Origin of the sequence: Pseudoalteromonas sp. NZS11 (assembly GCF_015864765.1) — a bacterium.
GTDB lineage: Bacteria > Pseudomonadota > Gammaproteobacteria > Enterobacterales > Alteromonadaceae > Pseudoalteromonas > Pseudoalteromonas arctica.
The window spans coordinates 496,347-512,694 of sequence record NZ_JADYWP010000001.1 but is presented as its reverse complement, the minus strand read 5'-3'; the positions used below and the strand labels follow the sequence as shown (position 1 = coordinate 512,694).

Below are 16,348 nucleotides of genomic sequence, written 5' to 3'. Positions count from 1 at the left end.
ATCACCTGTTTAAAGTAGTGATAGCTATTTTGCTATCTACCTTATACAAAGCAACCAATGTGCCAACTTTTTTTGACACCTTAAAACTTACTCAAAACATACTTATATAATCAAACCAAACAGCTCCGACCAGTTTACTACAAACATAAAAAAACGCACAGGGATAACCGTACGTTTTTTGTATCCAGGGAGTTTAAGCTACGTATTTACACGGGATCTCCGCACGTGTACTTAGCTTCAAAATATATTCCATTGCTACTTCGTCACAATTTTCTTTACGAAGGCAAAGTTCACAATCTTTCATTACTTTTTCAGGCAAAGAGTCTTTGCTACAAAAAGTAAAACGTTGTTGTTCAAAAAAATCTGGTACGCGTGTTAATACAATAACTCGGTTAAGTGCCAATTTTTTGGCTTTAGTAAGTAGATGATCTACAAGCTGTCTACCCTGCCCCGACACTTTACTTTTTGGGTCTATACCCAATGAGCGTATTTCAGCAAGGCCGGTATCGTAAATGTATAACGACGCACAGCCCGACACTTTTCCATTTATTTCTGTTACTGCAAACTCGTTAATAGAGTGCACCATATCACTTTTTGCACGAGGCAGATTTTCACCTACCGTTGCCCAATGCTGTATAAGCGTGGCAATTGCTTCTACATCATCTAAATTTGCATCACGTACCGTTATTTGCTGTTTTTTTTTGGCTTCTTTAACAGCATTCGTTACTTGTTCAATAGACGTCCCACCAAGGGCTTTACGTGCTTTTATACACGCATCAATTTCAAGTACTGGGTAAACATCGTCTTCAAATACAGTGTTTACTGATTTGTACTGCTCAAGCGATAGCTCTTCAAGCGTTTTACCTTCGCTAATCGCAAGCTGTACAAGTACACCTACAATGTGATGCCCTTCCCTAAATGGCACACCTTTAGCAACTAAGTAATCAGCAAGTTCGGTGGCGTTTGCATGCCCTCCTTTTGCTGCAGCAAGTGTCTTATCACCGTTTACTTTAACGCCTTTAATACATGCTTGCGCCATATGAATACATGCAAGCCATGTTGGCATAGCGTCGAACAGGCCTTCTTTGTCTTCTTGCATATCTTTATTGTATGCAAGTGGCAGCGCTTTTAACGTCATCATCATAGCGCTAAATGCACCAAACACACGTCCGGTTTTACCGCGAATAAGCTCGAGTGCATCAGGGTTTTTTTTCTGAGGCATGAGCGATGAGCCTGATGTTACGTTATCAGCAAGCTCTATAAATCCGGCTTCACCCGAATTATAAAAAATCAAATCCTCTGACATACGAGATAAGTGAATCATCGAAATAGACGCACAACTTAAAAGATCTAACACAAAATCACGATCAGATACGCCATCAAGGCTATTTTTTGTAGCCGCTGTAAAACCTAATCCGTGTGCTAATGCTTGGCGATCAATCGGATAAGCTGTACCTGCTAATGCACCACTGCCTAATGGGCAAAAATTCATGCGCGCTTTAGCATCTTGCAGGCGGCTTTCATCACGCTCTAGCATCTCTACATATGCCATACACCAGTGGCTAAACAATACTGGTTGTGCGCGCTGTAAGTGCGTGTAACCTGGTAATATTGTGCCAAGCTCTCGCTCTGCAAGCGCTACAAACTCGCCTTTAAGCTGTGCAATAGCATCTAGTAAATGGTCAGCCGTATCACGGCACCATAATCTAAAGTCGGTGGCAACTTGGTCATTACGGCTTCGGCCTGTATGTAATTTTTTAGCTAAATCACCTACTTTTTCAATTAGAGCTGCTTCAACATGTGAATGAATATCCTCTGCACCTGAAGTAGCTACCGCTTGTGGATCTGCTTTAACTTCTTCAAGCAGCTCATTTAATGCAGCCACTAATCTTGTGTGCTCGTCACTTGAAAGTACACTTACCTGTTCAAGTGCACCAGCCCATGCCACAGAGCCAATAATATCTTGCTCTGCTAACTGGTAGTCAAAGGGAAGAGAGTCGTTAAATTGCTTAAACGCCTCATCTGGACCCGTAGAAAAACGTCCGCCCCATAATGCCATGAAATCTCTCCAAACCCTGTAGTGCCCGTTTTATAAGGGGCGTAATAAATTACTTTTTAGCGAGTGCTGAAATTCTGCTTGAAAGCGAGAATAAACGAATAAAGCCTTCAGCGTGTGATTGGTCGTACACATCATCTTCGCCAAATGTAGCAAATGCTTCGCTGTATAAGCTATTTGGTGACTGCTTTTGAACTGCAGTTACTTGGCCTTTGTATAGCTTAAGTACCACTTCACCTGTTGCCACTTTAGAAAGTGCTTCAGCACCGGCTAAAATAGAATCTTTAAGAGGCGTAAACCAACGGCCGTCGTATACTAAATGCGAGAACTCGCCACCGAGTACTTCTTTCCACTTACGGCTTGCTTTATCAAGCACTAGCTCGTCAATGGCTTGAAGCGCTGCCATAATGACTGTACCGCCTGGCGTTTCATAACAACCGCGTGACTTCATGCCAACTAAACGATTTTCTACAATATCAACACGTCCAACACCATGAGGCGATGCAATATCGTTTAATTTAACTAAACAATCGTAAGGTTTAAGCTCTACGCCATTTACAGCAACCACTTCGCCTTCAACAACTTTTAATGTTACTAGTTCTGATTTATCTGGTGCTTGCTCTGGAGAGTTAGTCCAAGTCCATACTTGTTCAGTTGGTTGACACCATGGGTCTTCAAGCTCACCACCTTCGTGCGAAATATGCCATGCGTTAGCATCACGGCTATAAATTTTTGTAGCAGATGCTGAACACGGAATGTCACGCTCTGCTAAGTAATCAAGTAATGATTCACGGCTCGATAAGTCCCACTCACGCCATGGCGCAATTACTTTTAAATCAGGGGCTAGTGCTGCAAAACATGATTCAAAACGAACTTGGTCATTACCTTTACCAGTACAACCATGAGAAAGTGCATCAGCACCTACTTTACGTGCAATTTCAACTTGTGCTTTAGCAATAATTGGGCGCGCCATAGAAGTACCTAATAAATAAGTACCTTCGTAAATTGAGCCCGTTTTAAGCGTTGGGTAAATGTAATCACTTACCATTTCATCTTTTAAGTCAACTACGTAACATTCAGATGCACCAGAGGCAATTGCTTTAGCTTCTACGCCTTCAAGTTCTTCAGCGCCTTGACCTACATCGGCAACAAACGCGATTACTTCACAGCCGTAGTTTTCTTTTAACCATGGCACGATAGCCGACGTATCAAGACCACCAGAATAGGCTAAAACGACTTTTTTAATTGAACTCATAGGTGTTCCTTAACAAAATTTGGATTTAGTAATGTAACTAGCAGAGCATTTTGCGCATGCATGCGATTCTCTGCTTGTTGAATGATTTTTGATGCTGGACCATCCATTACCTCAGAGGTAATTTCAAATTCACGGTGTGCCGGTTGGCAATGTAATACCGTAGTCGCACCTGTTTGATCTAGCAATGCCTGGTTTAATTGATAAGGCATGTATTTTTCTTTTACTTGCTCAAGCGGCGTTGTATCACCCATTGATACCCATGTATCTGCGTATACAACGTTTGCACCAACCGCAGCTTCAACTCTATCGCTCACCATGACTGATGCGCCATTCATTGCTGCAATTTGCTCTGCTTTTTTAAGTATTTGTGAATCTGGCGAACACCCTTTTGGTGTTACAGCAACAAAGTCAGTACCTAGCGTTGCGGCAAGTAACATCAATGAATGAGTTACGTTATTACCCTCACCTAAGTAAGCTACTTTAAGCTGACTCACATCGCCATGTACTTCTTGAAGTGTTAAAAAATCAGCAAGTGCTTGGCAAGGGTGGTACAAGTCACACAAGCTATTTACCACAGGTACCGATGAATATTCACCTAACGTGGTTAATGTGCTGTGCTGATTTACACGCGCCACAATACCGTCGGCCCAAGTAGAAATATTAAGTGCAAAATCTTTAATTGATTCACGTGCACCCATAGCGCCATTTTGCTGATCTAAATAAACAGCATGACCACCAAGGCGATTAATACCTATATCAAACGATAAACGTGTACGTAAACTTTGCTTTTCAAACAATGTTACGATTGATTTACCCGATAATACTTGGCTGTATTTTTCTGGCTTTGCTTTTATATCTTGCGCTAACTTTAATAAATTAAGTGCGCCTTCTTGGTCTAATTCTAAACCCGTTAAAAAATTCTCAAACATAATAAACCTATGGTGTAATCTTTGTTCCGACATGCTCGCCTTGCAGCAGAGCAGTTAAATTTTCTGGCTTTTGCCAGCTGGAAATATACACACCGCGTCGTAAATGTTGGGCAGCGTGAAGGCTGGTCTTAACTTTGACCTCCATCCCGCCCACAATTACTCCATCTGTAATTAAAGTATCAATGTGTTTTGTGTCAAGTTGATGTAACGGTTGTTTATTTGCGTCAAGTACCGCTTCTACATCCGTCATAAAAATTAGTTCTGCATTTAAATTACTGGCAATAGCCGCTGCAGCTTCATCTGCATTTACGTTGTACCACAAGCCTTGTTCATCAAAGCCGATAGAGCTAACAATAGGTAAACGAGAAATTCTAAGTAAATCATTGATGATAGAATCGTCGTTACTTGTGCATTTACCCACTAAGCAAAGCGCTTTTAATTTTTGGGTTGCAGTCACACCCGCCTCAAAAAGACTTAAGCCGACAGGCTTATGCCCTGCGCTTATAGCTTGAGTCATTAATTGTTTATTAGCGCAACCTGCAAGCGCACCCACTATATAAGGCATTTGCTCTGCTGGACTAATACGTAAACCTTGGTGTTTAACACTAGCAAAACCCGCTTGCTTTAGCCATGTATCTACTAAAGAACCACCGCCATGAACAATGACAAACTCATCATTTTTTTGCTCACTTAGCACGTCAAATAACGCTTTTGCTGCATTTTCTGTATTAAGTACTGCACCACCGAGTTTAATAACCCACGTTTTTTTACTCATTTAAAACGCTCCTTTTAAGCCCGTAGTGTGATCTAAATTCATAGAAATATTAATACACTGCAAAGCTTGTCCAGCAGCGCCTTTTAATAAGTTATCAATGGCAGACATTACAATTAACTGCGTGCCTTGTTGCTGCCAGCCAATATCAACAAATGGTTGCTTAGCAACACCTTTGATTGAAGGTATTTTATCGCCTAACAAACGAATTAATGGCTCGTTAGCAAGCACTTGATAAGCAGATGCAACGTTTTCCTTGGTAACGCCAGGCTTAAGTTGTACATAAATAGTTTCTAAAATACCGCGCGCAAAGCTACCTAAATGCGGTGTAAATAATACTTTGTGGCCAAGGTGTTGTTCAATTTCAGGACCGTGGCGATGGTTAAACAAACCATAAGGTGCAAGCGATACCTCACAAAAATGTGTTCCTACACTCGCTTTACGCCCGGCACCCGTAACACCCGAAACGGCATTAATAATAATACTTTGATCGCTCAATAAGCCTGCTTGTTTAAGCGGTTTAAGTGCATTAAGCGCCGCTGTTGGGTAACAGCCTGCAACAGCAATTAGCTTTGCGTTAGCGATAGCATCATGGTTCCACTCTGCTAAACCGTAAGCCGCTTCATTTAAAAGCTCTGGGTGTTGATGCTCAAAACCATAGTAAGTAACGTAATCATCATTATTTGCTAGGCGATAGCCACCAGATAAATCAAATACTTTTTTACCCATAGCTAAAAATTGAGGCGCTAAATCAACACTTACTTTGTGATCGGTACATAAGCATACATAATCAGCATCACTTTGAATGTCATCAAAAGCTGATGCACTAAGAGGAAGTAAAGGACAATCTAGTAAGCCAAGGTGCTCTGGGTATAAATCACTTAGTAATTTATTTTTATCTAAGCTACCCTCAGATACATAACAGCCTGTTAAGGTAAGGTTTGGATGATTAGCAACTAAGCTTGCTAACTCTGCGCCGCTATAACCGCTTGCGCCAATAATAACTACATTCATTGATTACTCGTTATTTTAAAATTTACTGCTAAATATATATGTTGTTCGCTTAAACTAGCTAAGACGCTAAATTAAGACTTAATTTAATGAATTTGTAGATTATCGTCGCATTATTTTCATAGCTTTACTTTAATATATTTATGCTTAAAAAGTGAATTGATATTCATCATAAATACTTTTATATTGTTATGCAATTAAATTGAATAATAATTTTGGATTTTTTTATGCCTTTGCCTTCGTTTATTTCTATGTATCAACAATTGATTGCAGCCCCTTCTATTAGTGCAATTGAAGACAGCTTGTGTATGAGCAATAAAAACGTAATTGAACTCCTTGCGAGGTGGTGCGAAACACTCGGTTTTACGTGTGAAATTATTGAATTAGAAGGAGGTAAAGGCCGCTTTAATTTATTAGCAAAGCGTGGAAAAGGTGATGGCGGGTTAATGCTTGCGGGCCACACTGATACAGTGCCTTTTGATGACAGCCGCTGGAACCACAATCCGTTTAAACTTACTGAACTCGACAATAAATTGTACGGGCTAGGAAGCATTGATATGAAAGGTTTTTTTGCTTTTGTATTACAAGCAATTAGTGAACTTGATGAAAAGCAGCAAACTCAACCTATTTTAATACTCGCCACTGCCGATGAAGAAACAACTATGGCAGGTGCACAGCAAATATGTAAGCACCCTAATTTAAAACCTGCGCGTTGTATAATTGGCGAACCTACTGATATGACGCCAGTATTTATGCACAAGGGCCATATGAGTACAGCAATAAGAGTGGTTGGTCGCTCTGGGCATAGCTCAGATCCCGAACGTGGCCTTAACGCCATTGAAGTAATGCATAAAGTGATTACAAAATTGATGATCTTAAAAGAGCAATTAAAGCATAAGTATTCAATAAATCACTTTGAAATTCCTTATCCAACATTAAACTTAGGTAATATTCATGGTGGCGATAATGCGAATAGAATTTGTGGTTGCTGTGAAATGCATATAGACATGCGCCCATTACCAGGTTTAAGTGTACAAGAACTACAAGCATTAGTGCTTGATGCAACAAAAGAGATAAATCAGCAATACCCAAATGCGGTGAGCGTTATTGATTTACATGAACCAATCCCGGCATTTAGTGGTAGCACCGACAGTGCTTTAGTTAAAATGGCTGAAAAAATAGCAGGGCAAAAAGCGGTCGCGGTAAATTATTGCACTGAAGCGCCGTTTATCCAGCAACTCGGTTGTGAAACAATCGTAATGGGCCCAGGCTCAATTAACCAAGCGCATCAGCCTGATGAGTTTTTAGCGATGGAAAAAATAAAACCATCACAACAAATAATCACCAATATCATAAAAGCAAACTGCTTTAGCAATCAGAGTTACTAACTGCTTATAACAACACAAAATAATAAAGGCGCCAATTGGCGCCTTTATTAATACAAAACTAAGGCTTAATCACCTTTAACTTCTAAGTTAATAAACTTAACTAGCTCTTCAGGTTGCCCTATTAGCATCATAACTTGTTGGTTAATTTCCATCATAGTTTTACCTTCAGGTAGCTTTGCTGACACACTGAATGAATTTAAACCTTTCGCAAAGCTGGTTAAAGCTTCTGCAATATCTTCAGTTACAGGAGCTTGTTGTAACTGCTGCTCTAACATCATTTCCATTTGCTCTAGCGTCATGCCTTGCTTTTCAAGCTCGCTTGATAGTAAGTCTTTTAACTTACCTTGGTTATTTAAGGCAAAGCTAACATTGCGCGGCTCTAACTTACTCATTGCTTGCATAACAAGTGTTTGCTGCTGTAACTCTTGCTCATAAGTAAGTGGCTGGTTACCCGCTTCTTGCTGCGCTTTACTAATCGCCAATGAAGCATCCATTAATGCTTTTGAATTAGCCAAGCCCATATCCATATTAAAACTAACAATGTCTTTTGCATCAAGCTTAACTACTACATCACTATTGCCAGACTCTTCATCGTAATCAAGTGATGAATGTAAGTCGTAACTTGCCGACGCGAGCATTTCGTTTGTATCAGCAGGTAATTTTGAAACAAAGTCTTTATCAAACTGAAAGCTTTTTACATCAAATGATGTATGCGGTGATATTTTATCTGGCTCGTAACCTGTTATTTCAATGCTTTGAATATTAGCAACATTGTCGCCCTCTGGGCTTATTACTTCCATGTTTGTTATTTCTACGCTTTTTGAAATAACACTTGCCGATAAACCAGCGTATTTAAATGTAGCGCCAGTTTGCTCGCTTACTAAAGCAAGTTGCTTATCTACTTCTGCACGCACTTCTTGTGTAGCTACATAATTTGCATAGCTCACGCCACCAACGCCCGCAGCTACAATCGCTGCAACTATTACTAACTTTTTCATGTTATTTCCTTATTCTATTCTTTGTGTAAACCGAGTTTTATTAAGAGTAACATTACACATTAACACCCGTAAGTATTAATTAATTAAACTAAGCAACTCATGTACTGTTTTAACTGGGGTAATTTTAGCGCCCAGCCCTTCCATCGACTTATGGTAATTACGAAATGGAATATATATTTCTGTAAAACCATGTTGTGCCGCTTCTTTAACACGTGGTACGCCACTGTCAATTGGGCGTACATCGCCATTTAAGCTGAGTTCGCCCATAATACACGTGGTACGAGGCACAACAAATTCGTTTAAGCTGCTAAGTAACGCGGTTACTAATGCTAAATCAATACAAGTTTCTGTTTCATCTATTCTTAGGCCACCCACAATATTAAAAAACGTATCGTGGAATATTTTGGTTTTAGTGTGTTTTCGTAATATGCCAGTCAGCATTTTTATGCGGTTCATGTTTAAACCAACGCAAACACGCTGCGGAAATTCCGCCTCGGTTTCGGTAGTTAAACATTGAATTTCAAGTAGTAAATTTCGATTACCTTTACGGATACAGGTAATTGTAGAGCCTGGCGAGTCGGTTGTAGACCCCGATAAAAATATTTCGCTCGGGTTATCAACACTCAACATACCGCGTTCGCACATTTTAAAAATGCCAACGGTATCTATATCACCAAAGCGGTTTTTATTTGCCCTAAGGGTTCGAATTTGCCCATCATTGGTGTCTATGTGTAAAAGCGCATCGACAATATGTACAAGTGTTTGAGGACCTGCTATTTCGTTATTTTTATTTACATGAGCAATAATGAACATGGTTACATCATTTTGCTTACAGTATTGAGTCAATGCTTGGGCGGCGCTTTTTACTTGCGAAGGGGAACCTGGGCTACCATTTGCCGTTTCGGTTACAACCGCTTGAATAGAGTCAATAACAGCAAACTTAATTTTATTTTTCTCGAGCTCTTCAATGATGGTTTCAACACTGGTTTCTGAAAGTAAATAAAGCTCGTCAGGGTTATAGTTTAACTTTAAACGATTTACCCTGTTTTTAAACTGCGATAATGACTCCTCGGCCGTACAGTAAAGTGACGGCATACGTTGTGACATTCTCGCTACTAGGTCAGATAGCAATGTTGTTTTACCAGCACCTGGATCACCCGAAATTATATTAACAGAGCCGGTAGTTACACCACCGCTTAGCACACGATCGAGCTCGCCAATTTCTGTCAGCTGTTTTTCTGCCTCTGACGTAGCAATATCATTAATTTTTTTAGAGCCGCCACCAGCACCGCCAGCATAACCACCTACATTTGCTCGAACTGACGCTTTTTTACTCTGCCCTGCTGAAGGTTTAAATTCTGCTAATGTGTTCCACGCACCGCAGCGGCATTGACCCTGCCAACGTGGGTAGTTCATGCCACATTCTGTACACACAAACTCTATTTTTGCCGCTTTAGTCATTTATAACCTTATCTACGATTCTCTAATTTTAAAAACATTTACTGTTAATAACTTATTTTGCCACTTCAAGCATTTACTTAGCAACAAACTCTTGCCTGCGTAAAAATCTAGCGTCACAATCATTAAATACACATGGTGTTTCTTTTTAGCTATAATTTAGGGCATACTTTTTGCTTTGAAATAGTTTAAAGTAACTTGCCAACAAAATGGCATATAACACATAATAACAAGAGCTAAACAGTAGTAACTAAAATAATTGTACCTATATTAATAACATAGCGCGATTTAACGTTTATTGAACTTCTAATAAATGGACTTAACAGTATACCTACTTTTTCAATTAGACGGTGATGGTTTTATAAATGGCTGATGACATAATGCTCAAACACGAAGACCTCGTGAATGAGTTAAAAACATATTTAGGCAATGCTAAATTTGACCTGATTTTCAAATCAAAAACCGCTGGGTTAACCAAACCTGAGCAATTTTTGATGAAAATGGAAATGTCACGCTTATCTCAGCCAGTGGCACGCTTTGTTGATCTTCGTGGATTAGTGACGGGCCAAGTAAAACCGTATGAGCATAACGGTAAACAGCACTTTATGGATGACACAGCCATTGAAGTGTTTGAAAAAGCACTTAAACAGCATGGTGAATATACCCTAGCCGTTTACGAAGCCGTAATGAATACAGAAAATAACCACCGCGTATTACAAAAACAAGCCGCCGAAAAATCAGAATTACAAGAATCAGAAAGTAACTTAAGCACTGAAGTAATTAAGTTTGCCTCTTACGAGAGCCGCCGTGAAGAACGGATGAATTACTCAATAAAAGTAACTATTGATTACAAAGATAAAAAGAACATTGCTGCTAGCACCTCAGATATATCTTTAAGCGGTTGTAAAGTTAAGCTTGCAACGCGCTACTCTATAAAAAAAGGTGAACTAATAGCAATGCGCTTGGTAGGCCTTGAACAAGACTTTGAACTTGGCCTAAAGAACGGTATTCAATACGAGGTTGTTGCCGTTGAAAATATCTCTCGTGAATACAACCACATTCGCTTAAAACGCACTTATATCGAAAATAACGATGCCTTTAATGACTTTTTAGAAAGCTTTATTCACGGTAATAAACGTCGTTATAAAGTAAATTTAGATAACACGCTCGATGCTGTAGTATCAAAGGGGTATGAGCAATACTACATCCCTCGTGTAACGTCTTTATATGTATTTTTAAGCAAAAAAGATGAACAGTATTACCCAAGCCTTAGCCTTACTACTGAAAATAATATTTTTATCCAGCGCTATTTTACCGATGAAAGAAAAACACCGTGTTTGTACAATATACTCAATCATCAGCGCATTACACAATTACTAACCCAAATTACCGCGGTCAAAGAAGATTACCTCTATACATTTACACATATATCATCGGGTAAAATTTACTATTACTCTGCGACACGAACTGAGCTAAATAATAACCCTAAATTACGTGATCTATTTTTAGGTTTTGGTAGCCAAAAAGAAAGTTGGCAGTGCTTTAAAATACAAATAATGCCAAGTCATCCAGATGATTCTTTTATACCGCTTTCATTACCTAATAGTGCTGGCGCTAATATTGAAAAACTCAACAAGCCGCCTTCCCCTCGAGTTAAAGGCCTTATAAAAGACGTTAAATATATTGTTGTACTTACAAGTATTGGCAATAAAACAGAGCAAGCAGATTATAAACAACTTACTTTTGATAAAGCGTTAGTAAATCAGCTTAAACATTTTGGCCACGCAAAACATAAAACGCCACCTTATTTAGATATTGTGCCACTTGAATACGTAAATTTACGCTCGCATAAGCGCTACCTTTATAAAACACCGGTTAGCGTCACTATTAATGATGAAGTATTTAACGGTTATACACGTGACTTTTCTGTAATGGGTTTGCAATTAGAGTGCGAGCAACCAGTCACATTTAAAAAAGGTGATATAGTACTTTTAACATTTCCTGAGCTTCAAAAAATAACTAAAAAGCATAAACTTAGCGAACTAAAGTACGAAATAATGGCCATTAGTAAGTCATTCACTACTATTAACCTAAAAGCGAATCGTGTTGCTGATTTACCCCATGCTGGCGTGACCTTTTTCACTCAGCTAATAGAAGGTAATAAAGACAAACTTAAAGTATCTGAAGAAGCGCCAAAAGTAGAAGGCTTATCTACCGCGCTTAGAAATATGGTTACAAAAAGTGTATGCCAATTTCCGCTGTATTTACACAAAGAAGCTGCACACTTTAAAACAGGTGCAATTGGTTATGGCTTATACGCCAGTCCTATGCATGTTATTTTGCAAAACTTTGGCTTATTAGGTAACAAAACTGACTTTTCGAGTATTCTTACCGAAGAGCAAATTATTAATGTAATAACACCTAATATTAAAGATCGCAGTCGCCAAGACGCACCGCTTGCTTTTACACTCGCTATTAATTTCGACCCTCGTAAGGGTAAAATTGAAGAAGCTATTGTTAGCCAATGCGCTTTAGGTGAAGACTACTTAGGCTTTTATAAACAAATTAGTAAAGACATTACATCGCAACTTATATTTGTGATGCGTTTGTATATTTCGCGCACAGGTCGCCCCGATACTGACTACCTATCTAATGAGCTTAAATACGTAAGCCAATATGCAATGCATAAAGCAAAAGATTTAGAAGAAGCTTTATGGGCTGTTGCAGGCGTGGGGGACGTAGTAGATATAACTGAAGAAGCTCTAAGCCATTTAGAGCTTAAAAAAGAGCAAGTTGAACAAATGGGCCGCCGTAAACTAATCTGGTTAAACCGCTTACGCTAAGCGGTTTAACTTAAACAACTTTAAAGAGCGGGCTCATTTTCTAACGGAATAGCCAACATATACAGCAATTGCAATAATGACCCTTCACAAATAGCCGCTTGTGCTTGCTCAACTACTTTAGGTTTGCCATGCACTGCTACACCTAGGCCAGCTTTAGCCATCATGATTAAATCGTTTGCGCCATCGCCAATAGCAACTGTTTGCGACTTCTCAAGCCCTAGTTTATGTTGTAACGACTCTAGAATAATTGCTTTTTGTTGTGCATCTACAATTGTACCCAGTACTTTACCTGTTAGTTTATCGTCTTTAAATTCGAGTACATTAGCGTGCACTTCATCTAAATTAATAAGCTCTTGAACGCGCTCTGCAAACGGTACAAAACCACCTGATGCAATTGCTAAATACCAGTCATGCTGTTTTAGAATTTGACACAGCACTTTAATACCCGGCATGAGTGGCAATGCACTTTTTAGTTCTTCAATTAAGCTTTTTTCAATACCAGCCAGTTTAGCTACACGCTGATTTAAACTCTCGCTAAAATCAAGTTTACCCGCCATTGCAAGTGCGGTTACAGAGGCAACTTCGTCGTAAACATCCGCAAGCCGTGCTATTTCGTCTATGCACTCAATAGTTATTGCAGTTGAATCCATATCCATAACCAATAAACCAGGCTCATATAAATTAGGCGCAGTAGCAACTTGCACTAATTGACAATCTAGAGTGTTTGAAAACTCTTGTAGTACTAACGGGTTTATAGCTTGATCGGAGTTTTGCGCGTAAAAACACAGTGCTGGAGCTAACCCTAAATCTGGTTGATATTGGCATATAGCAGTGACGGTTTGGTTATGCATAGCTAAAAAATCAATAATGCTAACAATGTGTTTTTCTTCAAAATCACCCGCAAATGCGATGCTAAATAACCCTAATGCTTTGTTTGGTATATAATCAAGAGGTGTAAATACACCACCACTATAGCTAAACCATTTATTTAGAGTTAAGTGTTGTAATGGTTGCTCAGCAGCTTGCTGTGCCATGTTGATTTGCGACATGGGATCTCCGTGTTTATTTTTATTTTCCTGATAATTGGCATATCATAACTGGTATTCTCAACACTAAATTCGCCATCAGGTGGGGTTTAAGGTTATAGTTAGTGTAGTTGTAACATCAAATCAAAATGCTGTCAGTAGCATAAACGGTGACTATGAAAAATAACCATATTAAAAACCCTATTACGGCTTCTCAAAGAAAACGACTTGTTCGCTTAATACTAGCGGCTGGTTGTTTTGTATTACTAAGCTGGGTAGGTGTTAATAGTAGTTTTCAGAGTCATCAGTTACTTTATGATAGTGCCGATAGCACGGCAAAAAGCCTCACTCAGTTTATGGCTTTAAATGTTAAAACACCGCTTATTGAAAAAAACAAACCACAGCTCAACGCCATTTGTAACGATATAAGTAAAGATGAATTTGTACTTTCTGCGACTATTTATGATCAACAAGGCATTTTAATTGCTAGCAGTGACAATTGGCAGTCACACCATATTTATGGACAACTTCCTGACTCTACACCGGGTATTAGTAAGCTAAAAACACCTTTTATGGAACCCGTGATAAGCGATGATGACCGCCCTATAGGCTTTGTGTCTGTGACTTATTTAACTCGCGCCGCAATATCAGACAGCCATAATCATTTTCATGACTTAGGTCGACAGGTACTATTAATGCTAGTGATTGCATGTATTTTTACGTGGCAGTTAGGGCGTGGATTAAAACGTTGGCAGGTAAATCGCTATATGCAAAAAACATCTGAACAAGAATCGTAAAGCTGCTTTGCAAGCGTCCCTCTTTTACTATGTGGCTTTAAATCACATAACGCGTTAAATACATCAGGTATATGTAATGGCGTGTTAACTTCACCTTGATGACCGCTTAACGGCATTGAAGGTGAGTCGGTTTCAAGTACTAAGTGCTCTGGCTCAATAGCAGCAATAACAGCGCGTGTTTTAACTGCGCGATCATAGGTAATAACGCCGCCTATGCCAAGCTTAAAACCCTGCTTAATATAGTACTGCGCTTGTTGAAGTGAGCCCGAAAAGGCATGAATCACTCCCCCGTTTTTTGGCTTACACCGCTTAAACGATTGCGCAATTAAATCATGGCTTTGCCTATGATGCACAATGAGCGGTAAGTTAAGCTCATTAGAAAGCCCTATTTGCTGCTCAAATAAATAAGTTTGTTTAGGAAGGTTTTCAATACTTCGATCAAGCCCGCACTCCCCAATAGCTACCAACTGATGCTTATTTGCAGTCGCGAATTCAAATAACGCTTCTATGTGCGATTCGTTATGTTGCTCTAAAAAGTAAGGATGTAGCCCTGCGGCTATTTTTATACTTGGGTAAGTTGCTTTGAGTTTTATGAGAGTATGTGATTGAGCAAGCGTAATACCCGGCACAACAAACTGATTAACTCCCTTTGCTACACACTCGTTTATGAGCGATTCACGATTCGAATCAAACTCGCTAAAGTCGAGGTGGCAATGAGAGTCAATAAATTGCACGGTTACTTACTCATCTATTTATTAAGGGTTTAAGCGTGTAATTTGCCAGCTGTTATCTGCTTGGCGCTGATACATAAAACGGTCATGCAAACGATGCGCCCCACCTTGCCAAAACTCAATTTTAGTGGGCACTACACAATATCCGCCCCAAAAATCAGGAAGTGGTATTTCACCTTTAGCAAACTTATTTTTCATGTTGGCGAAGGTTTCCATGAGTACTTTACGTGATGACACCGGACGACTTTGCGCTGACGCCCACGCAGCTAATTGGCTTTCTTTAGGACGAGATAAAAAGTACTTTGCCACGGCAGATGTAGGTAATGGTTTAGCCTCGCCATACACAATAACTTGGCGTTCCATGTGGTGCCACGGAAAGTGCAGCGATATTTTGTTATTACCTTTAAGCTCTTGCGCTTTACGCGAACCTGTATTGGTAAAAAATACAAAACCGTTATCATCCAGATGCTTTAAAAGCACAATGCGCTGTGAAGGCTGACCTGTTTCATCAACAGTTGCTACAACCATCGCAGTTGGGTCGGGTAACTGGCTTGCCACTGCATGCTCAAGCCATGTTTCAAACTGCTTAAACGGATCACCTTGCAAGTTATCTTCGCTTAACGCGTCTTGCAGGTATTCACGGCGGATATCTTCGAGTTTCATAACAAGTCCTTTAAATAAAGCCTAGAAAAGAGCTTAGAGTAGCGAGCTTAAAACAATAGATGTTGAGTAATAACAAATATTAAGATTCAGGTGTATGCGATAGCAATAACACCGAGTCTCAGGTGTATTCGATAGCAGTAAACATAGAGTCTCAGGTGTATCGTTGGGTTTCGTTTCACTCAACCCAACCTACAACGTAAACTACACAACTCAGATATCTGCAAGTGTAGGAGTGCTAGCAAGGCGGTAAAACTATTTATGCCAAGGAGCATACGGTTTGTATGTGACTTTGGCTAAATAAACTTCTTAACGCAGCTAAAGCGAACTACACAACTCAGATATCTGCAAGTGTAGAAGTGCTGACAAGACGGAGTGCTTTTTTATGCCAAGGAGCATACATTTAGTATGTGACTTAGGCTAAA

Annotated in this window: 13 protein-coding genes; 3 read left to right on the top strand and 10 right to left on the bottom strand. The window is 39.5% G+C overall.

The genetic code is table 11. From position 1 onward, the window contains the following. Window positions 1-193: 193 nt before the first annotated feature. The 5 genes from argH to argC are packed head-to-tail and all read right to left on the bottom strand — an operon-like array spanning window position 194 to window position 6,026. Window positions 194-2,059, bottom strand: coding sequence for an argininosuccinate lyase (argH, locus tag I6E82_RS02280; protein WP_007581654.1), 1,866 nt, complete (start codon window positions 2,057-2,059; stop codon window positions 194-196). Window positions 2,060-2,108: 49 nt separating this feature from the next. Beyond that, complete coding sequence (locus tag I6E82_RS02275) at window positions 2,109-3,311, bottom strand: argininosuccinate synthase (protein WP_007581653.1); 1,203 nt, start codon at window positions 3,309-3,311, stop codon at window positions 2,109-2,111. Further along, window positions 3,308-4,240 carry an ornithine carbamoyltransferase gene (locus I6E82_RS02270; RefSeq protein ID WP_024592295.1) on the bottom strand — a complete coding sequence of 311 codons (933 nt, stop codon included), beginning with the start codon at window positions 4,238-4,240 and terminating at the stop codon, window positions 3,308-3,310. The genes I6E82_RS02275 and I6E82_RS02270 overlap by 4 nt, the downstream gene beginning before the upstream one ends. A 7-nt stretch (window positions 4,241-4,247) precedes the next feature. After that, window positions 4,248-5,015: an acetylglutamate kinase gene (gene argB / locus I6E82_RS02265; protein WP_197116604.1), complete on the bottom strand. Its 768-nt coding sequence runs from the start codon at window positions 5,013-5,015 to the stop codon at window positions 4,248-4,250. Then, on the bottom strand, window positions 5,016-6,026 hold the full coding sequence (gene argC / locus I6E82_RS02260) for an N-acetyl-gamma-glutamyl-phosphate reductase (RefSeq protein WP_197116603.1): 1,011 nt from the start codon (window positions 6,024-6,026) through the stop codon (window positions 5,016-5,018). It abuts the gene before it with no gap. Window positions 6,027-6,250: 224 nt separating this feature from the next. Here argC and argE point away from each other — a divergent pair, with 224 nt between their 5' ends. Beyond that, window positions 6,251-7,411 (top strand): acetylornithine deacetylase, encoded by a 1,161-nt coding sequence (gene argE / locus I6E82_RS02255; RefSeq protein WP_165734551.1) that lies wholly within the window; start codon window positions 6,251-6,253, stop codon window positions 7,409-7,411. A 65-nt stretch (window positions 7,412-7,476) separates the two neighbouring features. On the opposite strand, the gene I6E82_RS02250 is transcribed toward argE, so the two are convergent. Then, window positions 7,477-8,409 carry a hypothetical protein gene (locus tag I6E82_RS02250; RefSeq protein ID WP_197116602.1) on the bottom strand — a complete coding sequence of 311 codons (933 nt, stop codon included), beginning with the start codon at window positions 8,407-8,409 and terminating at the stop codon, window positions 7,477-7,479. A gap of 75 nt (window positions 8,410-8,484) precedes the next feature. Then, complete coding sequence (radA, locus tag I6E82_RS02245; protein ID WP_024590039.1) at window positions 8,485-9,870, bottom strand: DNA repair protein RadA; 1,386 nt, start codon at window positions 9,868-9,870, stop codon at window positions 8,485-8,487. Window positions 9,871-10,232: 362 nt separating this feature from the next. Here radA and I6E82_RS02240 point away from each other — a divergent pair, with 362 nt between their 5' ends. Continuing rightward, window positions 10,233-12,710 carry a PilZ domain-containing protein gene (locus I6E82_RS02240; protein ID WP_197116601.1) on the top strand — a complete coding sequence of 826 codons (2,478 nt, stop codon included), beginning with the start codon at window positions 10,233-10,235 and terminating at the stop codon, window positions 12,708-12,710. A 20-nt stretch (window positions 12,711-12,730) separates the two neighbouring features. On the opposite strand, the gene serB is transcribed toward I6E82_RS02240, so the two are convergent. Next, a complete protein-coding gene (gene serB / locus I6E82_RS02235) occupies window positions 12,731-13,759 on the bottom strand; it encodes a phosphoserine phosphatase SerB (protein WP_197116600.1) in 1,029 nt (342 codons plus the stop codon). Window positions 13,760-13,911: 152 nt separating this feature from the next. On the opposite strand from serB, the gene I6E82_RS02230 reads away from it, so the two are divergent. Next, on the top strand, window positions 13,912-14,532 hold the full coding sequence (locus I6E82_RS02230; RefSeq protein WP_007581635.1) for an AhpA/YtjB family protein: 621 nt from the start codon (window positions 13,912-13,914) through the stop codon (window positions 14,530-14,532). Here I6E82_RS02230 and I6E82_RS02225 read toward each other — a convergent pair. Next, on the bottom strand, window positions 14,499-15,266 hold the full coding sequence (locus I6E82_RS02225) for a TatD family hydrolase (protein ID WP_197110874.1): 768 nt from the start codon (window positions 15,264-15,266) through the stop codon (window positions 14,499-14,501). The genes I6E82_RS02230 and I6E82_RS02225 overlap by 34 nt on opposite strands. Before the next feature lie 21 nt (window positions 15,267-15,287). Then, on the bottom strand, window positions 15,288-15,926 hold the full coding sequence (gene pdxH, locus I6E82_RS02220) for a pyridoxamine 5'-phosphate oxidase (RefSeq protein WP_197116599.1): 639 nt from the start codon (window positions 15,924-15,926) through the stop codon (window positions 15,288-15,290). Window positions 15,927-16,348 lie beyond the last annotated feature (422 nt).